The sequence below is a fragment of the Zhouia amylolytica genome, from assembly GCF_900116365.1.
GTDB classification, from domain to species: Bacteria; Bacteroidota; Bacteroidia; order Flavobacteriales; family Flavobacteriaceae; genus Zhouia; species Zhouia amylolytica.
The window spans coordinates 141,306-166,727 of sequence record NZ_FPAG01000003.1; the positions used below are offsets into that span (position 1 = coordinate 141,306).

Consider the following 25,422-nt stretch of genomic DNA (forward strand, 5'->3'; position numbering starts at 1 on the left):
TATTTTCAAGAAGTGAATTTAAGTATAAAAATTAAAATTCAGTATCTAATTTGATGTAATCTAAAAATTCTCTTCGAACAGCCGGGTCTTTAAACTTACCGCCAAATTCTGCAGTAACAGTACTACTTTCAATATCTCTGATACCTCTTGAATTTACACAAAGGTGTTTTGCGTCAACAACACAGGCAACATCTTTAGTGTTCAATACTTTTTGTAGTTCCTGAACAATTTGCATGGTCATTCTTTCCTGAACTTGCGGGCGCTTTGCAAAATAGTCAACGATACGATTCATTTTAGAAAGTCCAACAACTTTCCCGTTAGAAATGTAACCGACATGGGCTCTGCCCACAATAGGGAGTAGGTGATGCTCGCAGGTAGAGTAAACGGTAATGTTTTTTTCTACCAGCATTTCACCGTACTTATATTTGTTTTCAAATGTCGATGCATTTGGCTTCTTTTGAGGATGTAATCCTCCAAATATTTCTTGAACAAACATTTTAGCTACCCTTCTTGGTGTTCCTCTAAGACTGTCATCTGTAAGGTCTAAACCAAGAGTTTCCATAATACTATAAACATCCTGTTCTATGCGTTCTATTTTTTCACTGTCTGATAGGTCAAAAGCATCATCTCTCAATGGCGTTTCTGCCGAAGACATAGCATGTTCGTTGCCAAACTCTTCATACTGCTCTTCTAGTGCTTTATCTATTTTCATTCACTAAAGTTTAATGCCTTAAAAGGCTGTTTTCTTAATTTTCAACCAGTTACTTTTATAAAGTGCTGGCAAAGATACATATTTATAGTGTTAGTAGGTAATGATTACGTTTCCTTGCAAATTATTTTAGTAATTAATTAACGGAATCATCAAAAAAGCCAGGAAAATAAACATTTTCCTGGCTTTTTTAATCCCGATTTTATGATCGGGAAATGATGTTTTAAAGTTTAATTGTTGCCGAAAGGGTTACATTCGTTAATTCTTTGTCTAACCGTGTGGTGTTGGTTAGCCCTGTATCGTAAAGCTGATAATCATATTCTCTTTGTAGCTGACTAAACCCGGCATCAAAACTTACGGCCCCGAAATTATATCCCAAACCTAATGAATAGCCCGTTAGGTCTCCAGCCGTGTTGCCGGACTTATACGGACTTTCCTCAAATTGATAACCGGCTCTTAAACTCAATCTGCTAATTCTGTATTCACCCCCCAGTCTAAAGGAAGAAACTCCTTTAAGGTTGTTGGAGATTCGAGTGTTTTCATTTGCGAAATAAGGATCTTGAGTTGGCTTTAGTTTGGCACGAGACATGTCTTGATAGCTATAATCAAGGCTAAGCAAACCGTGTTTTCCAAAAACCATGGCAAGGCTTCCGGTATACTTCGAAGGAAGTTGTACATCATAATCAGGAAATACAAAAATGACTCTTGGGTCGACGGTAATATATTCGAGGTTATTGTCGATGTACACATCCGTTTCTACATATTGTTGTAGTTCATCTGTAAGATTATACCAGGTAGGAGATTGGTAGCTCAGTCCGACACGCACCATGTCGTTTAGTTTGGCTATGGCACCTACGTTGAAAGAAAAAGCATTTCCAAAAGTGCGCAATAAATTTTCAAAGTAAACACTTTGTAAGTTGCTATTGGTGTTATATCCGTCTTCATACAACCAATTGTAACGCTCTCTGTCAATATTATAGAAGTTAAGATTTGCCCCCAAATATATGTTGTCATTGAACATGGTAGCCATGTTAGCCGTGAACTTGCTGTCTGCGCTTCTTCTGCTTGAATAGTATTCCTGGTTTACATTGGTGTAATTGGCATTACTGAAATAGGAGGTGTTATTCGGGTCGTTTTCATCGACACTATTAACGATATAACCTTCATATCCTAAAAGACCTTGCAGCGCCGGATATCCCAGATTCGGATCCGACCCAATTTCGTAATAGGCATCTGAAACGGATTCGCCAGGCAAGGCACTGATTTCATCCAGGTAAAACCCATTGGCGTTGTTCAAAAAGTATTGATCGATCGATTGATTACTTAACCCATTTGAAAAGAATTCGGTGTCTCCGTTATTTAAGTATTCATAATTGAATGCCAATGCTAGTTTATTCCAATTGCTATTAGCCTGAGTGCTATTAAAAACCATAACGCCACCGATTTGATTAAGTCTGAAATCATTTTCAGTGCTTTCGTTAAAGGTGTTGAAATAGCCGCTTCGAACTTTGTTATTATAGCTGGTTCCGGAAAAGGTGACGGCTCCATGGTTGAAAACTGCAGAACCTGCAGGATTAATATTGAGGCTCGAAAGATCTCCTCCAAGGGCTCCAAAGGCACCACTCATACTCTGATAACGAGCAGATCCGTTGAGCGTGGTTGTTCCGTAGTCTACTACATCATTAATATTTTGAGCAGACCCCATCCAAGCGGTTGCACAAACCGCGAATAGTGTTGTTATTTTTTTCATAATTAAATGATTGAGTTCAAAAGTTTAGATTGATTATTAACGGCCTCCGCCTCGGCGACCACCACCACTACTTCTTCCTCCTCCGCTACTTCTGGAGGAGCTTCCGCTGCTGCTTCGTACACTACCGCTGCTTCTTGAAGAAGAAGATCGGCTAGGAGTATAGCTACTGCCTGAACGTCTGGAAGATGATGTCGGAGCCGAATAAGTACGACTGCTGGAAGAAGACCTGTTAGAATAATTGCCTGAACTTCTGTTGGTTCCTGTACTGTTTCGATATACCCTTGAACGATTGCTAGGAACATAGCCATCTGTTCTTCTTGACGAAGTTCTGTCTACTCCAACGCGTGAAGAATTGCGGTATCCTCGTGTATTGATAGCAGATCGATCGACACTTCTTCGGTTTACACTTGATCTGTCAGTACTACGTCTGTTACTCGTTGTGTATTCTCTAGAAGAGGCTCCTCTTCTGATGTTTCTTGAGTTAATGTCAGAGGTTCTGGTACGTCGGGTGTCGTAGGAACTACGACGTGTACCGCTATATGCATAGGTTCTTCCGTATGGATAGTTGCCATGGTAGTAATTTGGGTAGTATGGGTAATAGGGATAATAACCACCCCAGCCCCAGGTCCAGCCGCCATACCAGCCGCCATACCATCCACCGTAGTATGGACCCCAGTATCCGCCCCAGTATCCACCCCATGGGTAATACCAGTCCCAGTAATAATTGTTCCAGCCATATCCGTAGCCATAACCCCAGCCCCAATATGGAGATCCCCAGTAATCATTGTAAACATTAATAGAAATGTCGTCTGGTTCATCTCCCCATCCTGCCTGGGCGTATTTATAGGTTAAATTGTTACCGTCAGAATAATCTAAAGAGTCATTAGGATCTCTACTGGCATAGCTATCAATATCAGTAAAGATTTCACTTTCTGCTCTTTGGTTTTGAATGTATTCAAGTTGCTCACCTGTTCGTTGAAAGTAATTTTCGTAGTTAGTGATGCTGACATCTTCATTTCTGGAATTATTGGCCTCTTCAGTTTGTTGGTATGCGCTGGAAGAGGTACCGTAAATGCCGTCATTGTTATAATATGAAGCTTCCTGGTACGAACCACATGAATATAGCAATAACGCAGCCATAACAGCTCCAAAGGGTAAGCCTATTTTTTTTAGTGTGATCTGCGTTCTCATCATTGCAAATTTTTATTGTTGAACATAACAAAAATAGTTAGTTTTGCCAAACTATTCTTTTTATTAATCTAAGTCGCAAGATTTGTGCCAAACTTCCATATATGAGTAAAAAGTTAACGAAACGTAGTGAAGATTATTCTAAATGGTATAATGAATTAGTAGTTAAAGCGGATTTAGCTGAAAATTCAGGAGTTAGAGGGTGTATGGTTATTAAGCCGTATGGATATGCCATTTGGGAAAATATGCAATCGGAACTCGATAGAATGTTTAAAGAAACGGGGCATGAGAATGCTTATTTTCCTTTATTCGTTCCTAAAAGTCTTTTTGAAGCAGAAGAAAAAAATGCAGAGGGATTTGCAAAGGAATGTGCAATTGTAACTCACTACAGGTTAAAAAATGATCCTGATAAGGAAGGGAAGTTGATGGTAGATCCTGAGGCGAAACTTGAAGAAGAGTTAATTGTCAGACCGACCAGTGAAGCGATCATCTGGAATACTTATAAGAATTGGATACAATCGTACAGAGATCTTCCGATTATGATCAATCAATGGGCAAATGTCGTTCGTTGGGAAATGCGTACGCGATTATTTTTGCGTACAGCTGAGTTTTTATGGCAAGAAGGGCATACCGCTCATGCAACCGAAAGAGAGGCTATAGAGGAGGCGGAGCAAATGATGCATGTATATGCTGAGTTTGCTGAAAACTTTATGGCAGTTCCGGTGGTTAAAGGTTTAAAAACCGAAAGCGAACGTTTTGCAGGTGCGGTTGAGACTTATTGTATAGAAGCTTTAATGCAAGACGGGAAGGCTCTGCAGGCAGGAACCTCTCATTTCTTAGGCCAGAACTTTGCAAAAGCTTTTGATGTTAAGTATGCTAATAAAGAAGGTAAGCAAGATTATGTCTGGGCAACTTCATGGGGTGTTTCAACACGTTTAATGGGGGCGCTTATTATGACGCACAGCGATGATAATGGTTTGGTCTTACCGCCAAGGCTGGCACCAATACAGGTGGTAATTGTACCAATCTATAAAGGAGATGAGCAATTAGATGCGATTTCCGAAAGGGTGAAGCCATTAATCAAAGAGTTAAGAGCTAAAGGTATATCGGTGAAGTTTGATAACCGCGATACCCACAAACCGGGATGGAAGTTTAATGAATATGAGTTAAAAGGGGTTCCGGTGCGCCTTGCCATAGGGAAACGCGACATGGAGAATAATACATTTGAAGTAGCGCGCAGAGACACCTTGGAAAAAGAGATTGTTCCGGCAGATGAGGTCGTGGATAAAATAGCGGCTTTGTTAGAGGATATTCAGGAGAATATATATAACAATGCCTTAAATTATAGAAAAGAGCACATAACGAAGGTAGATACTTTTGAAGACTTTAAGGAAGTTCTTGAAGTTAAGGGAGGATTTGTTTTGGCTCACTGGGATGGTACCCCAGAGACTGAAGATAAGATTAAGGAGCTTACAAAAGCAACAATTCGATGTGTTCCTCTAGATTCTCAAGAAGAAGCGGGAACCTGCGTATTTAGCGGAAAACCATCGAATAGGAGAGTGCTTTTTGCTAAGGCATATTAATTTTTTTTAAAAAAATTATTTTCAACTATTGCATCGTTTAAAAATAGTTGTATTTTTGCATCCGCAATTGAGAAAATAATGGCCCGTTCGTCTAGGGGTTAGGACGCCAGGTTTTCATCCTGGAAACAGGGGTTCGATTCCCCTACGGGCTACAAGTTCACTGAAATAGTTAAAAAGAAAAATACATGAAAAGATTCAAAGTTCTTTTTTATGTTTATCTTTATTAACGATGGCCCGTTCGTCTAGGGGTTAGGACGCCAGGTTTTCATCCTGGAAACAGGGGTTCGATTCCCCTACGGGCTACAGAATTTATTTTAAAATTTTAGGATGTAGGATAGGATTTATTCTACCGCTGTAATAAAAATTAAGAAAATGGCAAATCACAAGTCAGCATTAAAGAGAATTAGAAGAAACGAAGCTGTTCGCTTAAGAAACAAATATCAGCATAAAACTGTACGTAACTTAATCAAGAAGTTAAGAGGTACAGAAGATAAGAAAGCTGCAGAAGAGTTGTTGCCAGGTGTGATCAGTAAGATAGACAAGTTGGCTAAAAAGAACGTTATTCACAAGAACAAAGCTGGTAACTTAAAATCTAGCTTAACGAAAAGAGTGGAAAGCTTAGCGTAATTAGAACAGACGCTGTAATAATATTTAAAAGCGCCTTGCAGGTAATGCAGGGCGCTTTTTTGTTTGTACTACTCAACTGGTGAGGAGTGTTGTTTTTATAAGGACTCCTTGTTGTTCTTTCCTTTTTAATAATGCCTTCATAGTATTTAAAGTGTTTTTCGTTTCATTTTAAACGGTTGCTTTGCTCGTTTTAGGTGTAATGTCCACAGATGTGTTCAGAGCGTTTGTTATGGCTCTGTGTCGAGTGTTTTGATGGGGCAATCTCAAAAGTTGTGTGTGGATTGAAAAATAGATTAAGATCTTTGGAAAAAAATAATAGCATTGAACTTGTCTTCTAGACTGCTTCCGTCTGATATTACCCACAGTATTAATTGCCCACTTCGATCTGTCGTTCCGCACCCAATGTCATTCCGCATTTATTGCGGAATCCATGTTCCACTGATCACTCCCACCTGTCATTCGGCATTCGTTTCGGAATCTCTTGATGCTGTGATAAAGATAGTTGAACTCATCATATAAGATCCGGCTGTTTAGCAGCTGTTATTTGAAGGTAAAAATCACAAAGGAGCAGGCGTGGTGGTTTGTGGTGGAAAGCGTTTGTCAGGAGCCTGAATAGTGCCGGTTGATTCTTCAGTATTACGTTAAGTGCAGATACAAAAAAAATCCCTTGCCAACGCAAGGGATTTTTTTACTTCTATATGAATAAAACTGATGTTCTTATTACTGATTCATCGTAAGTAAAAACTCCTCGTTGTTTTGTGTTTGTTTAATTCTTGACTCCATGAACTCCATGGCCTCAACAGGATTCATATCTGCTAAATACTTTCTAAGAATCCACAAGCGCTGAACGGTTGTTTCGTCAAGTAACATATCATCTCTACGTGTAGAAGAAGAGATAAGGTCAATGGCTGGGAATATACGTCTGTTGGCAATTCTGCGATCCAACTGAAGTTCCATGTTACCTGTTCCTTTGAATTCTTCGAAGATCACCTCATCCATCTTAGATCCGGTTTCTACAAGAGCAGTAGCGATGATCGTTAAAGATCCGCCACCTTCAATGTTTCTGGCTGCACCAAAGAAACGTTTAGGTTTGTGAAGAGCGTTAGCATCAACACCCCCACTCAAAACTTTACCTGACGCAGGTTGAACTGTGTTGTAGGCACGTGCTAATCTGGTGATCGAGTCAAGTAAAATTACAACATCGTGTCCGCATTCTACCAGGCGTTTTGCTTTTTCGAGAACTATATTGGCAACCTTAACATGTCGATCTGCAGGTTCGTCGAATGTAGAGGAGATTACTTCACCTCTTACATTACGCTGCATGTCGGTAACCTCTTCCGGACGCTCATCGATTAATAATATAAGTTGGTAAACTTCAGGATGATTTGCAGCAATGGCATTAGCGATGTCTTTTAAAAGCATCGTTTTACCTGTTTTAGGCTGTGATACAATCATTCCACGTTGACCTTTTCCTATTGGTGAGAATAGATCAACAATTCTGGTAGAGATGGTACTTTGTTTGTCTGCTATATTAAATTTCTCCTGAGGGAATAACGGGGTTAAGTGCTCAAAAGAGACACGGTCTCTAACCACTTGAGGGTCTAGGCCGTTTATTTTACTAACTTTTATTAAAGGGAAATATTTTTCACCTTCCTTAGGAGGTCTGATACTTCCTTTAACCGTATCACCTGTTTTTAATCCGAACAATCTGATTTGCGATTGCGATACATAGATGTCATCAGGAGAAGAAAGGTAGTTGTAGTCGCTGCTGCGTAAAAATCCATATCCATCTTGCATAATGTCCAGGACACCTTCGCTTTCTACAATTCCGTCGAATTCAAAATCAGGGTCGCGATAACGTTGCTTCTTGTCTTTATCGTAGTTGTCACGGTCTTGGTTTTGGTTATGATGAGATTGCTTTTTGTGTTGTGGCTGAGGTTTAGACTTCTGCTCTTGTGGCTTCTCTCTCTTTTTTTGAGGTTCTTTTTTGGTTTGGGTCTTTTTGTGCTCCTTTCGGTCTTCCGGTTTCATAACAGGTTTTTCTATTTTTTCTGCATCAGCTCCTGTTTCATTAGGTTGCTTCCTTGGAGCCTCCTTTTTAGGGGCTTCCTTGGTAGGTTGTTCCATTTTGGGAGATTCCTTTTGTGGAGTTTCTTTTTTAGTATTGTCAGCAACACGCATGGTGGTACTTTTCTTTACCCGCGTACGCTTTTTGCGTTCTTTGGGTTCGTTGGTAGTTCTGGCAGGTTTATGTTCATTAGATGAAGGTTCCTTACTTACTACTTCTGGACTAGATGCTTGCACATCAAGTATTTGGTAAATCAGATCGTCTTTTTTTAAGGACCTGTATTTACTAATACCAGCTACTTTTGCGATTTCATGTAACTCGGCAAGTTTCTTTGCTTTTAAATCCGAAATATCAAACATGTAAACTAATATGAATTATTGGTTCGAGGTAATTATGAAACAAAAATGATGAATATGATTTATTCGAAGTACAAAAGTGTTTCGTAATGTACTAATTGTGAATTGTTACCGCAATATTACAAATTAATTTTAAAAAACAAACATTGTTTTTAAAAAAGAACTGTTATTTTTGCCGGAGACTTAAAGAAATGATACAAAGAATACAAAGCCTATATCTTTTAATGGTATTACTCGTAAGTGGAGTTTTGCCTTTCTTTCTGAATCTGTGGACAGATGCGAAAGGAATGGAGGTGTATGCGTCTAATGAAATTTTATACAGTAGTCTGTTTGGAATTTCTGCAGTATTGGCCGTAGTGAGTTTATTTAAGTATAAGAATAGGAAAAATCAATTTGTTTTAAACAGGTTGAACATGATATTAAACCTTTTTTTACTAGGATTTTTCGTTTATCGATCACTAAGTTTATCCGGAGAAACTGAAGTTTCTGAGAAGGGTATTGGGATGCTTCTCCCGATTGTTTCTATCGTTTTATTAGTGTTAGCCAATAGAGCCATTAAGAAGGATGAAGATCTTGTAAAATCAGTAGATCGGTTACGATAAGCCTAACATCTTAGTATTATTAGTGCGTAGAAAGTCCGGAGTTATTTCCGGACTTTTTTATTTCCGTTTTTCTAATTCGATAATCTCAAGATTCTTAATTTGATCACCATCAATAACAAATCTCAGCATGGTTCGAACGCTGTGAAACCCATGTTTGCCGGCTGCTCCCGGGTTCATATGAAGTAAATTTAATTTTTTGTCCCACATGACCTTCAGAATATGAGAATGGCCGCATATAAAAAGCTTGGGTGGGTTTTTGGTAATTTCTTCTTTGATTCTTCGGTCATATCTTGCCGGATAACCACCGATATGTGTAATCCAGACATCTACTGCTTCACAAGTAAATCGATTGTTTTCAGGAAACTCTAATCGGGCCTTATCATTATCAATATTTCCATAAACGGCTCTAAGTGGCTTGAGTGACTTTAAAGTATCTGTGACCTGTAGGTCCCCAATATCTCCTGCATGCCATACTTCATCGGCCTGGGCGACATATTTGAGTATTTGATTGTCGAGATGGCTGTGCGTGTCAGAGAGTAATAATACGTTTGTCATTAATTAAATTTGAAGATTTCTGAATTTGTGATTTCAAAGTTAAAGAGAAATGAAGGTTCTGTGAATTAAATGTTCGTATAAATGAAGAATCAAACTTCCAACTTCCTTTGTATCTTTGCCATTTGAAATAAAAATAAATTCAATTGAGGTATTTTTTAGAGTTCTCATACAATGGAAAGAATTACCATGGCTGGCAAATACAACCTAACGGAATTACCGTTCAGGAAATGCTGGAAAAGGCATTGTCGACATTATTGAGAAAGGAGATCAAGATGATAGGTGCAGGTCGAACCGATACAGGGGTGCATGCTAAACAAATGTATGCACATTTTGATGTTGACGAATCTCTTGATGTATTAGTCCTCCAAAAGAAATTGAATTCATTTTTACCTGCCGATATTGCGGTTCATGATTTGTTTTTAGTGGACGATGAGGCACATACGCGGTTTGATGCCATTGAAAGAACCTATGAATATTGGATCACAGCAAGAAAGAATCCCTTTTTAACGGATGCTGCTTATTACTTAAAGTATGATCTGGATGTGGAGGCGATGAATGGTGCTGCCAAATTGTTATTTGAGTTTAAAGACTTTCAGTGCTTCTCCAAATCTAATACAGATGTGAAAACATATTTCTGTGATGTGAAAGAAGCTTACTGGAAGTACGATGGTGAAAAATTGGTATTTACAGTAACCGCAGATCGTTTTTTACGCAATATGGTACGGGCAATTGTTGGGACCTTATTGGACGTGGGAAAGGGTAAAATTTCTAAAGATGATGTTAAAAAAATCATCGAAAGTAAAAATAGAAGCAAAGCAGGGGTTTCAGTTCCTGCACATGGTTTATATTTGGTGAAGGTTAAATATCCATCCTCAATTACAAAGTAATACATGAGTAAAGAAAAAGGAAAAGCATTCGATTTATCGCTGTTCAATCGCTTGATGAAATATTCCAGCCCTTACAAGCTGATATTTTATGGAGTTGCTTTGGCGGCAGTTTTACTTTCTGGTTTTGCGGTAGCAAGACCTTATTTACTTATGATAACAGTCGATGATTATATAGTTACCAAAGACGACTACGGACTGTTGATTTTCTCCTTATTGATGATTGGCCTGTTGTTTTTTGAAGTGGTATGCCAGCTTTTGTTTGTCTACTATGCGAACCTATTAGGGCAGTCGATTATTAGAGATTTAAGGATTAAACTCTTTGAACATTTACTGAGCTTTAAGATGAAGTATTTTGACAATTCATCGGTAGGGGTTTTGGTAACCAGGGCAGTTAGTGATATTGAACGTATCGCTGCCATATTCAGTGATGGTTTGTTTATGATCATCAGTGATCTTTTGAAGATGACCGTTGTTGCCGGGGTAATGTTATATGCAGACTGGAAAATGGCCTTGATTGTTTTTGCCGTAATGCCTATCATTCTTTATGCGACAAGGCTTTTTCAAAAAGCGATGAAAGTTGCTTTCATAGAGGTTAGGGCACAGGTTTCTCAGTTAAACTCTTTCGTACAGGAACGACTTTCCGGAATGAAGATCGTTCAGCTGTTTGGGAGAGAGAAAGAGGAATATGAACGCTTTAAACAAATTAATGAAAAGCATCAGAATGCCTGGTTGAAAACAGTTTGGTATAACTCAATATTTTTTCCGGTAGCTGAATTGATGTCTTCGGTAACGATAGGACTCATAGTTTGGTATGCGGTTTTACAGGATGCACAACAATCAAGTTTTACTCCGGGGGTAATCTTTATGTTTATTCAGTTAACGCAGATGTTGTTCAGGCCACTTCGTCAGATCGCTGATAAGTTTAACACCCTTCAAATGGGGATGGTAGCTGCCAACCGCGTATTTGGTATTTTGGATACAGACAGTAAAATAGAAGATAAAGGAGATTTAGAAGCCGAGGTCATTAATGGTGATGTGGCATTTAATGATGTGCGTTTTGGTTATCTTGAAGAAGAAGAAGTATTACATGGTATATCTTTTGAAGCCAAAGCCGGACAAACCATTGCTATTGTAGGTGCGACCGGGGCAGGGAAATCAACAATCATAAACCTGTTAAACCGATTTTACGATATTAATTCCGGTGAAATTACCGTTGATGGTGTTTCCGTGAACAATTATACCCTTCCTTCCTTGCGAAAACATATTGCCATCGTATTGCAGGATGTGTTCTTGTTTGCGGACACGATTTTTAATAATATCACTTTAAAAAATCCGGATATCACGGAAGCTGAAGTTGTGGAGGCAGCCAAGCAAATTGGAATTCATGATTTTATTATGAGTCTTCCGGGTAACTATCATTATAATGTTAAAGAAAGAGGAGGGATGTTGTCTAGTGGACAGCGACAACTGATTGCGTTTTTGAGAGCTTACGTAAGCAACCCGAGTATTTTGATATTAGATGAAGCTACTTCATCTGTAGACTCCTATTCGGAAGAATTAATTCAGGAAGCTACAAAGAAAATAACCGAAGGCAGAACCTCTATTATAATAGCACACCGTTTAGCTACTGTTAAGAAGGCAGATAAGATTTTAGTGATGGATTCCGGGAATATTGTTGAAGAGGGGACTCATAAAGAATTGCTTAAAATTGAGGGCGGCTACTATAGAAACCTTTATGAGGTGCAATTTATGCAAGAAGAAGTCGTTTAGGTTAGATCTTTGGTGATTGTATTTGCTAATTCCGGCAGGTCTTTAAATAATACAAACTCTCCATTTTTGATATAAGAAATTTGGCCGGTTTCTTCACTCACAACTAAAGCCAGTGCATCTGTTTTTTCTGTAATACCTACTGCAGCTCTGTGTCGCAAACCAAATCGTAGCGGTATATTACGTTCGTTAGAGACAGGAAGGATTACCCTGGTGGCTACCACATAATTATCCTGAATAATAGCGGCACCATCGTGTAGCGGACTGTTTTTAAAGAAAATGCTTTCCAGGATTGGAGCGGTTACTTCAATATTCATTTTGTCTCCGGAACCTTTCACAAAATCTAAAGAGTTGTTTCGCTCTAAAACAATAATGGCCCCTGTTTTTGTGTTGCCCATTTTTTCACAGGCTGTGAGAATGGCATTAACATCAGTCAGCGTCGTCAGTTGTTCATTTTTTAAGAATTTAAAATGACGAACAAAATTGCGCTTACTGGCGAAGTTGGTCGATCCGACCATGAGGAGAAATTTTCTGATCTCCTGCTGAAATACTACAATAAGGGCAAATACACCACCACTGATAAAGGCTCCGAAAATATTGCTGAGCAACTCCATCTGTAAGGCTTTGGTGAGTAACCATATTAAATACACGATGATGATGCCTATAAGAATATTAATGGCTACGGTTCCTTTAACAAGTTTATAGACATAATAAAACAAGAATGCCACCAAAACGATATCGATGATGTCTATAAGCTTGAAGTCTAAAAAGTCGAGAAAATCCAAATGCTTTGTCTTTTATGTAAAAATAGAAAAATTAGTTGGCAACGAGGTGTCGATGTTTAAAACAAACTTTTAATCCTTTAATTGATTGTATATTTTAACAGCTTCAACCGCCTCTTTTACATCGTGAACCCTTAGGATGTTTGCTCCTTTCATCAATGATATTGTGTTTATAACTGTGGTGCCATTCAACGCTTCATCCGGACTGGAATTGAGCAATTTATAAATCATCGATTTTCTGCTTACCCCAACTAATATAGGTAGTTCCAGGATGTCAAAAAGCTCAAGTTTATTTAAGACCTCATAATTTTGCTCAAGGGTTTTAGCAAATCCAAAACCTGGATCAATAATTAGATCGTTAATTCCATAAGATCTTGCTTCAGAAACTTTTTCCGAGAAATAATAAAGCATCTCTTTAACAATGTCCTGATATTCCGTATGCTTTTGCATATCCTGAGGCGTTTGCTTCATGTGCATCATAATGTATGGAACCTGTAGTTTTCCGACAGTAGGAATCATCTGTGCATCCAGGCTTCCGGCGGCAATATCATTAATTATGGAGGCTCCGGCTAATACATTCTCTTTTGCAACTTGACTTCTGAACGTATCTATTGAAATAATGGTTTCAGGAAAGTTTTTTACAATGAGTTCAGTTACCGGAACACTTCGGAACAATTCTTCTTCAGTGGTAACGTCTTTAGCACCGGGTCTTGAACTGTAAGCGCCCAAATCTATTAAATCGACCCCATCTCGCATCATTTTTTCTACACGTGAGAGTATTTCCGATTCATTTTTGTATTTTCCACCATCGTAAAACGAATCGGGAGTAATATTTAAAATTCCCATCACCTTTGGTGAAGACAGGTCAATTAAATTGCCTTTACAGTTTATAGTCATAAGTGTCTGTTACTTTTTGTAAAATGTATTTTCTGATTGCCTGTAAAATGTCATTTTAAATTGTTTTTGTCATGCCAGACTTGTTTCGGAATCTCATAATGTTTGCAGATCAATGGTTTTTGATGAGCTTATGAAATTGATTCAGGGGGGACAAATAACCTAATAACATAATACGTACAATCAATGTGTTTTAAAGTGAACTATGATAAACATAAAAGGGGTTCTTTAAAACATCAACTTTGAACTTTAATTTATTTAGGCGAAATTTACGCAAATTTGAAATAATCGCATGAGCAATACATCAAAACAGTATGACGAGGTCATTAAGACGTGTCGTGATTTGTTTATTAAAAAGATGAAAGATTATGGAAGTGCCTGGCGAATTCTGAGACTTCCATCTCTTACGGATCAGATATTTATAAAAGCACAACGTATTCGAAGTCTTCAGGAAAATGAGGTCAGAAAAGTAGATGAAGATGAATATCCGGAATTTATCGGCATCATCAACTATTCCGTTATGGCATTAATTCAACTCGAGAAAGGGGTGGTAGAACAACCAGATTTATCTGTCGAAGAGGCCACGGAACTCTACGATCATCACCTCTCAATTACAAAAACCTTGATGGAGAATAAAAACCACGACTATGGAGAGGCTTGGCGCGATATGCGCATTAGTTCGCTTACCGATCTTATTCTGCAGAAAATTCTGAGGGTGAAACAAATTGAAGACAATAAAGGAAAGACTTTAGTTAGTGAGGGAATTGATGCTAATTATCAGGATATGATTAACTATGCGGTTTTTGCTTTAATCCATTTAAATGAACAGAAATCATAATTATAAGGATCGATTTTTTTAGAAAAAGATCTTCCACTGTGATTAGCTTTTTTACATCACATCAATTGACTTAAATTTTAAAGCTTTAAATGTTTTAAACATATGAAAATATTAGTTACTATTTCCCGAATCATTGTTGGACTTTTATTTATTGTTAGTGGACTTATAAAACTTAACGATCCGGTTGGGTTTTCATTTAAGTTGGAAGAGTATTTTAGTCCGGGCGTTTTAAATCTTGATTTTTTAACCCCTTACGCACTTGCAATCGCTATTGTTTTGGTGATTTTTGAAACCTTATTGGGCGTAATGCTTTTACTCGGGTATAAGCCAAAGTTCACGGTTTGGAGTCTGCTTTTAATGATTGTGTTTTTTACATTCCTTACTTTTTATTCCGCGTATTTCAATAAGGTTACTGATTGTGGGTGTTTTGGTGATGCCATAAAACTTACACCATGGGAGTCTTTCTCTAAAGATGTGGTGCTTTTGTTTTTTATTCTCATACTCTTTTTTGGGTATAAGCATTTGAAACCATTTCCTTCGAATAAAATAGCACATTGGGGTTCTATTATTACCTTGGTTTTTTGCATTTGGTTTGCTAAACACGTGTATAGTCACTTACCGACAATAGATTTCAGACCTTATAAAATAGGTGCAAATATTGAAGACGGGATGAGCATCCCGGAGGATGCTCCAAAACCGGTGTTTGAGTATGCCTGGAAGTTTGATGTAAACGGAGAGGAGAAGATTATTACTACCAATGGTGATTACCCTACGGTGGATGGTGATTTTATCGATGTGGAGACAACAGAGGTACAGAAGGGCTATGAGCCGCCTATTCATGATTATACTATGGAAAGAGATGGAGTCGATCATACCCCGGAAATTATGAGTTGGGAACATGTTCTTGTAGTAGTTGTCCGAGATATTCAGAAGGCAAATGAAAATGGATTGTCTAAAATTAAAGCTGAAGTAGATAAGGCCAGGCAAAATGGATATAAAGTCATAGGGATGTCAGCATCCAATGAAGAGCAGTTAGCTCCCTATAAAGAAAAATATCATCTCGATTTTGATTTTTATTTCTGTGATCTGACCACGCTGAAAACTATTGTAAGGTCGAATCCTGGATTCCTTGAATTAAATGAAGGGACGATTGTAAAGAAATTGCATTATAACGATACTGAGAAATTATTTAAGGAATAAAGCGATTGTTCAGGTATATTTTAAATAAGATTTTTTATGCGATCCTTACGCTTTTTGGTGTTGTAACCGTCATTTTTGTATTGTTTACGGTTTTACCGGGAGATCCGGCGCGAATGATGTTGGATCAGAATGAAGATAGTGCACAGTTGGCAGCCATTAAAAAGAAATATGGTTTTGATAAACCGCTAAGCACACAGTATTTATATTACCTTAATGATTTGTCTCCCGTTTCAATTCACTCAGAAAGTAAGGATGACTACACCTACTTCTCAAAGGATAAGTATTCAGGGATTACATTGTTTTCTGTTGGTCATAGCGATGTGGCGCTCAAGTTACCTTATTTGAGAGAATCATTTCAAAAGAATGGTAAAAAGGTTACTGACGTTATAGCTGACACATTGCCAAACACTTTTGTGCTAGCTGTATCAGCAATTGTGTTAGCAATAATTATTGGAGTAGTTTTGGGTGTTGTTTCAGCATTGATGAAGGACAGCTGGATAGATAAATCAATTCAGATTATTAGTACCCTGGGAATGAGTGTTCCTTCGTTTTTTAGTGCTATTATATTTGCCTGGGTTTTTGGTTATGTTCTTCATGAGTACACCAATTTGAACATGACAGGGAGTTTGTATGAGGTAGATGACTTTGGAGAGTCAGTATACATACAATGGAAAAATTTGATATTACCTGCCATTGTCCTTGGGATAAGACCATTGGCTGTAGTAATTCAATTAATGCGCAATTCGTTATTGGAGGTGTTGAACCAGGATTATATAAGGACAGCCAGAGCGAAAGGATTGAGTGAGTTCCAGATCATCAAGAACCACGCAGTGAAAAATGCCATGAATCCTGTTGTAACAGCTATTTCAGGATGGTTTGCCAGTATGTTGGCCGGGGCGGTATTTGTTGAGTACATTTTTGGTTGGAACGGTTTGGGTAAAGAAATTGTAAATGCATTAAATACGCTTGATTTACCGGTTATCATGGGAGCTGTTTTAGTGATAGCGACCATGTTTATTATAATTAATATTTTTGTGGACTTAATCTATGGATGGTTAGATCCGAAAATAAGAATGTGATTTTTGGGTATAAAGAATGAAAACTTTTTCAGTTGACTTCGACTGAAACGTTTCAAACAATTTTAAAAAAGAATTATGAAAAAATTATTGATACTAGCCCTATTGGCAGTAGGTGTTACCTTAAGCGCAAACGCACAAACAAATAAGTTTAGTGATGCAGCTTTAAAGGATGTATTTGCAACCCTGGATGGCACAGATGTTACCTTTGAATCTGTTTTAAACAAGCATGCGGGAAAAACAATTTTTATAGATCTATGGGCCTCTTGGTGTAAAGACTGCAGAGAAGGGTTGCCTGGGGTTAAAAAATTGCAGAAGAAGTATGCAGATGACGATGTGGTATTTGTGTTCTTGTCTTTAGATAAAAATAAGGATGCCTGGAAGACGGGAGTTGAGAAACTTGCCATAATGGGAGATCATTATTTTATAAACAAAGGGTGGAAGGGAAGTCCATTTTGTCAAGACATAAAATTAGACTGGATTCCACGTTATATGATTGTAAATCCAAAAGGTGAGATTGAAGTTTATAAATCAATTAAAACCGACGATAAAACGTTATTAAAAACCTTAAAAGTTACAAAATGAGAAAAAAAATTGTTGCCGGAAACTGGAAAATGAACAACGATTTGGCAGAAACTCAGTCATTGATTTCTGATTTGCAGAATGAACTACCTGAAACCGAAGCAGAAGTAATGATAGCTCCGGCATACACGAATTTATATCCAGCCTTTGAGGCCCTAAAGGCATCGAAGATAGAGGTTATTGCTCAAAACATGCACTTTGCTGAAAGCGGAGCATATACCGGAGAGATATCGGCTTCGATGCTTAAAAGTGTAGGTGTTGAAACCGTTATCTTAGGGCATTCGGAACGCCGTGCTTATTTTGGAGAAAATGATGAAATTTTAGCCAAAAAGGTGGATGCTGCACTAGCGAATGGATTGCGTATAATTTTCTGTATAGGAGAAGAGCTAGCTGACAGAAAGAGTGATAACCACTTTAAGGTTGTGGAAGAGCAATTAAAGAATGCATTGTTTCATTTAGGAGCTGCAGCCTGGAAGAATATTGTTTTGGCTTATGAGCCGGTTTGGGCAATAGGAACAGGAGAAACTGCTTCACCTGAACAAGCTCAGGAAATTCATAAGTTCATCAGAGAAACTCTAAGCTCACAATATGATGCTGAAATGGCAGATAGTATTTCGGTATTATACGGAGGTAGTGTAAAACCTAATAATGCTCAGGAGATTTTTTCTCAGCCGGATGTGGATGGTGGTTTGATTGGTGGTGCTTCTTTGAAGGCTGCTGATTTTTCAGCGATAGTAAAAGCTATTTAGTAATTCCATATTGATATAAGGGCTGTCTGAAAGGTAGGTGTTTTCAATTGGTCTCAGGTTATACGCAGTCGAAATGTAATTGTTTTCAATAATTTCATTTCCTGATTGTCATGGTACACAACTTCAAGGGTGTCAGATCTGTCCATTAATAATGCTTTTTAGACAGCTTTTTTATTTTTTAGATTTTCTTTTTTTTGTTCCCTTATTATTCCTTTTATTGGATTTCTCTTTCTGATATAATACTTCCTCCGGGAATGGAAAAACAATGGTGGAGTTTTTTTCTGCCGCAATATCTGCCAGTGTCTGATACAATCTAAGTTTGATGGAAGATGGTGATTTGTCGATGAGTTCTCCAGCCTCCAGCAGGGCATGTGCTGCTTGCTTTTCTGCATCAGCCAGGATGATACGTGCTCTTCTCGAACGTTCTGCTTCTGCTTGATTAGCCATGGAACGTTTCATGTTTTCAGGAAGTTCAATGTCTTTGATCTTCACGTCTAATATGGTAATCCCCCAGTCTTTGGTTTCGGCATCGACAATTTCGCGGATATTATTTCCGATTTCCTCTCTTTTGGATAAGATAGTATCCAGCTCTACCTTACCACAGACGTCGCGAAGCGAAGCTTGTGCTAATTGAGAAATTGCAAAATCATAGTTTTCAACTTCAAGGATCGATTGGGTTGCATTGATAATTTTATAGAATAGTACACCATTTATCTTACACGGAACATTGTCTTGTGTCATAATTTCTTGGGTGGTAATATTAATGGTAATGACCCTCATGTCTACAAATTGAGTAGTTTCAACAAAAGGTATAATCCATCGGAAACCGGGGTTGAGAACTTTTATATAACTACCAAATCGGAATTTTAAAGCTCTTTTATATTCAAAAACGATACGTATTCCTGATAGGAAAATAGCAATTAAGAATACGAGAATAATATAACTGGACATGATATTGATGATCTATTACTACAAGTTAGTGAATAAAATGTTCTAATTCAATAAATTATATTCATATTTGACTGTTTTTGAATATGTTATGTTCTTTCGAAGAATGTACCGTTTTCAAAGTGATAACTCATAAATCATCATTATTTTTGTGATATTCATATTTACACAAAGATGGTTACATATATCGGTTACGATTTTAAGGTATCACCTATCAATCCTGGCAATGAAATTTTAATTGCCGAATTAGGTAGTATTGGTTTTGAAAGTTTTGTTGAGACTGAAGATGGGTTACTTGCTTACATAAATAAAGACGAGTGGTTTGAAAACATATTAGATGAGGTTTACATTCTTAATAACGATGAGTTTTCTATTTCTTATTCGTTTAAAGATATTGAACAGGTAAACTGGAATGAAGAGTGGGAAAAGAACTTTGAAGCTATTGAAGTCGATGGTGTTTGTACTGTAAGAGCACCTTTTCACGATACTCCAAAAACCGAGTTTGACATCGTTATTGAGCCTAAAATGAGTTTTGGTACCGGGCATCATGAAACGACTCATATGATGATTCAGCATTTGCTTAAAATGGATCTGGAAGGAAAGAAAACTCTAGATATGGGATGTGGTACAGCGGTGTTGGCAATTCTCGCTGAGAAAATGGGAGCACAGCCTATAGATGCTATCGATATAGATAACTGGTGCTACTTAAATTCACTTGAAAATGCTGAACGTAACAATTGCAAACATATAACGGTCTATGAAGGCGATGCTTCCTTATTGGAGGGTAGAGCTTACGATCTGATCATCGCTAATATAAACAGAAACATTCTCCTCAGAGATATCCCTGTGTATGTTAAAAGTTTACGTAAAGAAGGTGTTTTATTACTAAGTGGTTTTTATAAGGAGGATCTTGATCAGGTGAAGGAACGTTGCGCTGAATTTTCGTTAAAATTTGTTGAAAATCTTGAAAAGAACCATTGGGTTGCAGCAAAATTTTTATTTTAGCAGTGTAAATAGTTGATGATGAGTACGAAGGAAAGAATTTTAGAGGAGTTATTACTAGAAGAGGAGGTTCAAAACCAGAACGAAATTGTGCTTTATAATGATGATGTGAACACTTTCGACCATGTTATTGAAACCTTAATATATGCGTGTGATCATACACCGGTACAAGCAGAGCAGTGTTCACTAATTGTGCATTACAAAGGGAAATGCACTGTAAAAACCGGCGATTATGATGATCTGAAACCGCGATGTTCAAAATTATTAGATGCCGGTTTATCGGCAGAAATTATATAAAAAAAACCGGTGTATCACCGGTTTTTTTATTTTAAATATTTTTAAAGGTACAGAATATGAAATTTTGATTTTTTTCAGATGGAGTCGTATGATTTTCTCTGAAGCATTCAATCTTTTCAAAGAAATTAAACTTGTCAGGGAGTCCATGCTCGTCATACTGGGTGATCTCGATACCGCTACATTTGGTAGGTCCGTCGATAGAGAATGTACCAATAAATGCAATTCCGTTATGATTTAACCCCTTTTTTATTTGTTGTTGATAAGCGGCAATATCCGATTGGGTATTTAAAAAGTGAAAGGTGGCTCTATCGTGCCAAAAATCATATTTTTCTGTAAACTCATAATCTAGAATATCACTAACGATCCATTGAACATTATGGGCAAGTTCACCCAAACGATCTTTGGTTTTTTGAATAGCCTCCTTTGAAATATCCAGTACGGTTACATTCTTATAACCTAGCTTTAAGAGGTTGTCTACCAAAAAACTCTGTCCACCGCCAATATCAATAATTTTCGCATCCAGGGGGATTTGAAATTTATCGATAGCCTTCAAGGAGGTAGTTGGCTCTGGTTGATACCAACTCACCGAATCATGCTCCTTGGTGCTGTAAATGTTATTCCAATGATCTTTACGTTTCATCTCTATTTTGAGCTTGGGCAGGCAAAATTTGTTTTCGGAATATCAGTATTTTTTAAAGCGCCATAACCTCCGGCGATATCAATTAAATTATTGAACCCTCTCGCTTTTAAAATAGAGGCAGCAATAACTGATCTGTACCCACCAGCACAATGAACATAATATTCTTTGTCTTTATCTATTTTATTCATGTTCTCACTCAAAAAGTCCAAAGGAAGGCTCATGGCTGTTTCCAGGTGAGTGGAATCAAACTCTCCGGGTTTCCTTACATCGAGGATTGATAACTCGGGTGAATATCTTTTTTCGAACTCATTGGCATCAATTGAAGTAATGCTTTCAACTTCTTTCCCGCTTTTCTTCCATTGATCCATACCGCCTTTCAGGTAGCCTAAGGTGTTGTCATAACCAACGCGAGATAACCTTGTAACAGCCTCTTCCGACTTTCCTTCCGGTACAACTAATAATATCGGTTGCTGTAAGTCGGTAATTAGAGCACCTACCCACGGAGCAAATTGTCCTTTAAGACCAATAAAGATAGAGTTTGGAATATGTTCTTTTACAAATTCTTCTTGTGTTCTAACATCCAGAACAAGAGCGCCTTCGTGATTTGCAAGGGCTTCAAATTCTTCAGGATCTAAAGGTACATTTCCTTTCTCAAGCACAGAATCAAAGGCTGCATATCCTTCTTTATTGAGCATCGCGTTTTTAGAGAAATATTGAGGAGGTGGTAAAATACCATCCAGAACCTCCGCTACAAACTCTTCTTTCGACATATCAGCTCTCAAGGCATAGTTTGTTTTCTTTTGATTCCCCAGTGTGTCTACCGTCTCTTTGCTCAGGTTTTTACCGCAGGCAGATCCGGCTCCGTGTGCCGGGTATACTATTACATCATCAGCAAGCGGCATTATTTTATTTCTCAAAGAATCAAACAGCATTCCAGCTAAGTCCTCTTTCGTAAGATCTTGTTTGATAGCAAGATCCGGACGTCCAACGTCACCTAAAAATAAGGTATCTCCTGTAAAGATGGCATGGTTTTTACCTTGTTCATCAATTAATAAATAGGTAGTTGATTCTAAGGTGTGTCCTGGAGTGTGAAGTGCTTTAATGGTAACTTTACCAAGTTTAAACACTTCCTCATCTTTCGCACTGTAAATGTCATAACTGGTTTGTGCATTCGGACCGTAAACAATAGTGGCGCCGGTCTTTTTAGCTAAATCAATATGCCCGGAAACAAAATCAGCATGAAAATGTGTTTCAAAAACATATTTTATTTGAGCATTTTCTGCTTTAGCCTTATCGATATAAGGTTGAGTTTCACGTAATGGATCAATGATAGCTACTTCTCCTTCAGATTCAATATAATAAGCCCCTTGGGCTAAACATCCGGTATATATTTGTTCAATATTCATTTTTTCTCTCTTTTCTTTAAAGTGCAAATTTACAAATACTTGATCTGTTTGTCTGTGACAAATGTCACACTAAAAATTAAAAATTTCTTTACTAAGGATATAGATACTCATTATTAGAATGAGCCAGCCAAATCCTTTTTTCAATCGTTTATTAGAAACATATTTCGATAAATATCCTCCCAGTAGAATACCAATAACGGTTATACCAGAGAATATGAGTAAAAAGCGCCATTCGATATCCAGGGTTTGCATATCACCGGTAAAGCCTATTAATGAATTGATAGCGACAATAACCAGAGAAGTGCCAACAGCCTTTTTCATGGAAAGACCGGCCCAAAGAACCAGTGCAGGCACGTATAAGAAGCCTCCTCCGGCCCCTATTAAACCTGTAACGGTCCCTATGATTAATCCTTGTATGAATGTGTTATAATAAGGCTGCTTTACGGTTGTAATTTCAGTATTCTTTTTATTCCTGATCATAGAGGTCGAGGCAATGAACATAATGCAGGCAAAGAATATCATTATCGCCATTTCTTTTGTTAGCGAATAATTGCCGATTGAAAAAAGTATATCGGGAATATTTGGCACCATAAACCTTCTGGAAAGGTAAACGGCAAGAAATGAGGGAAATGAAAAAGCCAGCCCGGTTTTAAAATCAACGAGTCCTTTTCTTTGCTTTTGAACCACTCCCACAAGTGAAGAGGAACCTACAACGAATAAAGAATAGGCAGTTGCAACCACGGGGTTATAACCAAGTAAGTAAACTAATAGTGGAACTGTTAGTATAGATCCGCCTCCTCCAACCAAACCGAGAACCAGTCCAATAATCAGGGCAGCTATATATCCTAGTATAATTTCGATGCTCATTTTAGAGTAAAAGAATTGTCAAATCGAGACAAAGGTGACAAAATTTAACTCGAAATGCACATCATTTTTTAAAAAAAAATGGTTTTTAACTTCTTTTTTAGAATATAGCGGAAAAAGCCGCTAAGCCCCATAAACCCATGGTTTTAGTGGGGTTTTCGTCAGGTGTTTAAATGGGGTGCGGTTGTAAATTTGTTTTATTTTTTTAAAATAAATTTTGGATCGTTTTTAAAAATTACCCTATATTTGCACCCGCAAAACGGCTTCGTAGCTCAACTGAATAGAGCACTTGATTACGGCTCAAGAGGTTGCAGGTTTGAATCCTGCCGAAGTCACTACAAGCAAGAAACCACGCCAATCGGCGTGGTTTTTGTTTTTCTGAAAAAAGCCAAACGCAGTTTGAGGTTTTGCAAGAAAAGCAAAAACCAAAGCAGCGCCAGCTGCTGGTTTCTTATTTGCAAAGGGCACTTCACTCAGGATCACGAAGTAATCCTAAAGAAAACAAGAATAATCCAGAAACATTTATTTTGAGTTTCCAGCTGCTGGTTTCTTATTTGCAAAGGGTACTTCCACAGCTACCGCACGAATCCTTTCGTGTGGTATATTAAGCTAAAAAGGACAAAAAATAATGTGGAAGATTTATAATAGCCCCAGCTACGGTTCTGTCGCATTAAATATTGAAGATTTTAAAAAGTATTATTTTAGGATTTCAATCGATTAATGCGGCACAACCATATTAAAAATTAATATATGAAAATGTTTTTTTTGAATTTTGCTACCTCAGCGATAATAGTATTTGTTTGCTTAGGATGTTTTAAACATGATAGCAATTTATCAATTCGAGGAAATTGGCGGACTAAAGACTTAACGGATAAAGGGAAGGTATATCAAGAGATATATATTGATGATAACACAATTACATCTTTTGCATCTGACATACGAGAGGTGTCATATTCTTTTTTTTATAAGAGGAAAGGTGATTTATTGTATTTCATAAATGATAATGAAATAGACACAATAGGTATGATGAAATATAAAATTACTAATGGCGAGTTGAAACTTATACTTTCGGATTCGGTTTCAACAGAATATGTGAGAATTTCGAATTCTAGCGACATCTTATTAAAGGATTACTTAATAAAAGATGAAATCACAATTATAAAATATTTAAAAGATTTCGATAAAAGATTTGATAGTTTAAACAAATCAAGATATTATTAATGGGATAGAGGAGGTGTTATTGCTTTAAGTATCGAAAAGTGGAACCCCAGTTACCGAACGAATCCTTTCATTTTAATTCAGACCACACGAAAGGATTCGTGCGGTAGCGAGGGGATCTATGTTTAGGGAAAAAGCGATTCCAGCAATGATATTAATTCATAATAAAATGAATACTAATTATTCAAAGCAAAAAATAGAATCAATTTTATTAAATTATAAGGATTAAAATGAATAGAAATAGAATTATTATTTTCTTGATGGGAGTACTATTTGCTTTGCAATCTTGTACAAATAATGAAGAGTTAATAGGTGAAATTAAAGTTATAAATGATGTAGTATATGAGTTGTTAGATGAGAGTTTTTTTTATGAAAGTTATGATGAATATGTGATTAGAACAGGAAATAAGGATTCCTTGAGTTTTGATAAGTCTTATTCTAACTTTATAGAAAAACGAAGAAAAAAAACTGAAGTAAAAATATGTATTCAAAATACTTTAGAACCAATTGAGGAATCTGTTTTGAATATAATAAATGACGATCTACTTGACATAGGTAAAAAGAAGTCTTTAAGGTTTGTACCAAATAATGAAATTGAATATGGGCATAATGTAAAAATTATAAACAAAGAGCAAAAGAGTGATGGACTCTTAAGTTTTTCTCGGGTTTATTTTACCCCAAAAAATAAATATGCATATTTTATATATAGATTTACAGATTTAGATGGAAAATATAGTAAATACTTAATAAAAGTAAATAGAGAAGGGGACTCTTGGAAAATTAGAAAAATGAAACTTATAGGGACAGCTTAAGTAGAATAAGATACCCCAACCA

General features: G+C 37.2%; 24 protein-coding genes and 3 tRNA genes. 16 read left to right on the forward strand and 11 right to left on the reverse strand.

Annotated features, from left to right (window positions below; all coding sequences use genetic code 11):
- Positions 1-31 precede the first annotated feature (31 nt).
- The 3 genes from folE to BM361_RS16855 form a co-directional block, all read right to left on the reverse strand.
- The gene (folE, locus tag BM361_RS05650) at positions 32-712 is read right to left on the reverse strand and encodes a GTP cyclohydrolase I FolE (RefSeq protein WP_038266282.1); all 681 of its coding nucleotides are present in this window, start codon (positions 710-712) and stop codon (positions 32-34) included.
- A gap of 220 nt (positions 713-932) precedes the next feature.
- Positions 933-2,459, reverse strand: coding sequence for an OmpP1/FadL family transporter (locus BM361_RS05655; protein ID WP_074977550.1), 1,527 nt, complete (start codon positions 2,457-2,459; stop codon positions 933-935).
- Between the two features lie 36 nt (positions 2,460-2,495).
- Positions 2,496-3,653, reverse strand: coding sequence for a hypothetical protein (locus BM361_RS16855; protein WP_139226620.1), 1,158 nt, complete (start codon positions 3,651-3,653; stop codon positions 2,496-2,498).
- Positions 3,654-3,751: 98 nt separating this feature from the next.
- Here BM361_RS16855 and proS point away from each other — a divergent pair, with 98 nt between their 5' ends.
- The 4 genes from proS (at position 3,752) to rpsT (ending at position 5,857) form a co-directional block, all read left to right on the forward strand.
- Complete coding sequence (proS, locus tag BM361_RS05675; RefSeq protein ID WP_074977558.1) at positions 3,752-5,230, forward strand: proline--tRNA ligase; 1,479 nt, start codon at positions 3,752-3,754, stop codon at positions 5,228-5,230.
- A gap of 80 nt (positions 5,231-5,310) precedes the next feature.
- A tRNA-Glu gene (locus BM361_RS05680) sits at positions 5,311-5,382 on the forward strand.
- Positions 5,383-5,461: 79 nt separating this feature from the next.
- Positions 5,462-5,533, forward strand: a tRNA-Glu gene (locus BM361_RS05685).
- 69 nt (positions 5,534-5,602) lie between these two features.
- Positions 5,603-5,857 (forward strand): 30S ribosomal protein S20, encoded by a 255-nt coding sequence (gene rpsT / locus BM361_RS05690; protein ID WP_074977560.1) that lies wholly within the window; start codon positions 5,603-5,605, stop codon positions 5,855-5,857.
- 720 nt (positions 5,858-6,577) lie between these two features.
- On the opposite strand, the gene rho is transcribed toward rpsT, so the two are convergent.
- Positions 6,578-8,284 carry a transcription termination factor Rho gene (rho, locus tag BM361_RS05695; RefSeq protein ID WP_038266264.1) on the reverse strand — a complete coding sequence of 569 codons (1,707 nt, stop codon included), beginning with the start codon at positions 8,282-8,284 and terminating at the stop codon, positions 6,578-6,580.
- 188 nt (positions 8,285-8,472) lie between these two features.
- On the opposite strand from rho, the gene BM361_RS05700 reads away from it, so the two are divergent.
- Complete coding sequence (locus BM361_RS05700) at positions 8,473-8,883, forward strand: DUF4293 domain-containing protein (protein WP_074977561.1); 411 nt, start codon at positions 8,473-8,475, stop codon at positions 8,881-8,883.
- Between the two features lie 57 nt (positions 8,884-8,940).
- Here the strand turns inward: BM361_RS05700 and BM361_RS05705 are convergent, their stop codons facing one another.
- Complete coding sequence (locus BM361_RS05705) at positions 8,941-9,438, reverse strand: metallophosphoesterase family protein (protein WP_038266259.1); 498 nt, start codon at positions 9,436-9,438, stop codon at positions 8,941-8,943.
- A gap of 143 nt (positions 9,439-9,581) precedes the next feature.
- Here BM361_RS05705 and truA point away from each other — a divergent pair, with 143 nt between their 5' ends.
- Positions 9,582-10,325, forward strand: coding sequence for a tRNA pseudouridine(38-40) synthase TruA (truA, locus tag BM361_RS05710; RefSeq protein ID WP_074977563.1), 744 nt, complete (start codon positions 9,582-9,584; stop codon positions 10,323-10,325).
- 3 nt (positions 10,326-10,328) lie between these two features.
- The gene (locus tag BM361_RS05715) at positions 10,329-12,095 is read left to right on the forward strand and encodes an ABC transporter ATP-binding protein (protein WP_038266254.1); all 1,767 of its coding nucleotides are present in this window, start codon (positions 10,329-10,331) and stop codon (positions 12,093-12,095) included.
- Here BM361_RS05715 and cdaA read toward each other — a convergent pair.
- On the reverse strand, positions 12,092-12,877 hold the full coding sequence (gene cdaA, locus BM361_RS05720) for a diadenylate cyclase CdaA (protein WP_074977565.1): 786 nt from the start codon (positions 12,875-12,877) through the stop codon (positions 12,092-12,094). The two genes, BM361_RS05715 and cdaA, sit on opposite strands and share 4 nt — an antisense overlap.
- A gap of 69 nt (positions 12,878-12,946) precedes the next feature.
- On the reverse strand, positions 12,947-13,771 hold the full coding sequence (folP, locus tag BM361_RS05725; RefSeq protein ID WP_074977566.1) for a dihydropteroate synthase: 825 nt from the start codon (positions 13,769-13,771) through the stop codon (positions 12,947-12,949).
- Positions 13,772-14,060: 289 nt separating this feature from the next.
- On the opposite strand from folP, the gene BM361_RS05730 reads away from it, so the two are divergent.
- The 5 genes from BM361_RS05730 to tpiA all read left to right on the forward strand — a co-directional run bounded on the left by BM361_RS05730 (position 14,061) and on the right by tpiA (position 18,213).
- Positions 14,061-14,606: a DUF1599 domain-containing protein gene (locus BM361_RS05730; protein WP_038266245.1), complete on the forward strand. Its 546-nt coding sequence runs from the start codon at positions 14,061-14,063 to the stop codon at positions 14,604-14,606.
- Between the two features lie 102 nt (positions 14,607-14,708).
- The gene (locus tag BM361_RS05735; protein WP_074977568.1) at positions 14,709-15,806 is read left to right on the forward strand and encodes a BT_3928 family protein; all 1,098 of its coding nucleotides are present in this window, start codon (positions 14,709-14,711) and stop codon (positions 15,804-15,806) included.
- Between the two features lie 5 nt (positions 15,807-15,811).
- Positions 15,812-16,885 carry an ABC transporter permease gene (locus BM361_RS05740; protein ID WP_074977569.1) on the forward strand — a complete coding sequence of 358 codons (1,074 nt, stop codon included), beginning with the start codon at positions 15,812-15,814 and terminating at the stop codon, positions 16,883-16,885.
- A gap of 75 nt (positions 16,886-16,960) precedes the next feature.
- Positions 16,961-17,467: a TlpA family protein disulfide reductase gene (locus BM361_RS05745; protein ID WP_074977571.1), complete on the forward strand. Its 507-nt coding sequence runs from the start codon at positions 16,961-16,963 to the stop codon at positions 17,465-17,467.
- Positions 17,464-18,213 (forward strand): triose-phosphate isomerase, encoded by a 750-nt coding sequence (tpiA, locus tag BM361_RS05750; RefSeq protein ID WP_074977573.1) that lies wholly within the window; start codon positions 17,464-17,466, stop codon positions 18,211-18,213. The genes BM361_RS05745 and tpiA overlap by 4 nt, the downstream gene beginning before the upstream one ends.
- A gap of 171 nt (positions 18,214-18,384) precedes the next feature.
- Here tpiA and BM361_RS05755 read toward each other — a convergent pair whose 3' ends face one another.
- On the reverse strand, positions 18,385-19,164 hold the full coding sequence (locus BM361_RS05755) for a slipin family protein (protein ID WP_074977574.1): 780 nt from the start codon (positions 19,162-19,164) through the stop codon (positions 18,385-18,387).
- Between the two features lie 171 nt (positions 19,165-19,335).
- Here BM361_RS05755 and prmA point away from each other — a divergent pair, with 171 nt between their 5' ends.
- Both prmA and BM361_RS05765 read left to right on the forward strand, forming a co-directional pair.
- Entirely contained in the window at positions 19,336-20,166 is an 831-nt protein-coding gene (gene prmA, locus BM361_RS05760) for a 50S ribosomal protein L11 methyltransferase (RefSeq protein WP_074977576.1), read from the forward strand.
- Between the two features lie 18 nt (positions 20,167-20,184).
- Positions 20,185-20,460 carry an ATP-dependent Clp protease adaptor ClpS gene (locus tag BM361_RS05765; protein ID WP_038266229.1) on the forward strand — a complete coding sequence of 92 codons (276 nt, stop codon included), beginning with the start codon at positions 20,185-20,187 and terminating at the stop codon, positions 20,458-20,460.
- A gap of 31 nt (positions 20,461-20,491) precedes the next feature.
- On the opposite strand, the gene BM361_RS05770 is transcribed toward BM361_RS05765, so the two are convergent.
- From BM361_RS05770 to BM361_RS05780, 3 genes are all read right to left on the reverse strand, one after another.
- The gene (locus BM361_RS05770) at positions 20,492-21,100 is read right to left on the reverse strand and encodes a class I SAM-dependent methyltransferase (protein ID WP_074977578.1); all 609 of its coding nucleotides are present in this window, start codon (positions 21,098-21,100) and stop codon (positions 20,492-20,494) included.
- Between the two features lie 2 nt (positions 21,101-21,102).
- Positions 21,103-22,506: an MBL fold metallo-hydrolase gene (locus tag BM361_RS05775; protein ID WP_074977579.1), complete on the reverse strand. Its 1,404-nt coding sequence runs from the start codon at positions 22,504-22,506 to the stop codon at positions 21,103-21,105.
- A gap of 69 nt (positions 22,507-22,575) precedes the next feature.
- Positions 22,576-23,373 (reverse strand): sulfite exporter TauE/SafE family protein, encoded by a 798-nt coding sequence (locus BM361_RS05780; protein WP_074977581.1) that lies wholly within the window; start codon positions 23,371-23,373, stop codon positions 22,576-22,578.
- Between the two features lie 258 nt (positions 23,374-23,631).
- Here BM361_RS05780 and BM361_RS05785 point away from each other — a divergent pair.
- Positions 23,632-23,705 (forward strand) — tRNA-Arg (locus BM361_RS05785).
- Between the two features lie 1,113 nt (positions 23,706-24,818).
- Positions 24,819-25,400, forward strand: coding sequence for a hypothetical protein (locus tag BM361_RS05800; protein WP_074977586.1), 582 nt, complete (start codon positions 24,819-24,821; stop codon positions 25,398-25,400).
- Positions 25,401-25,422: the final 22 nt, after the last annotated feature.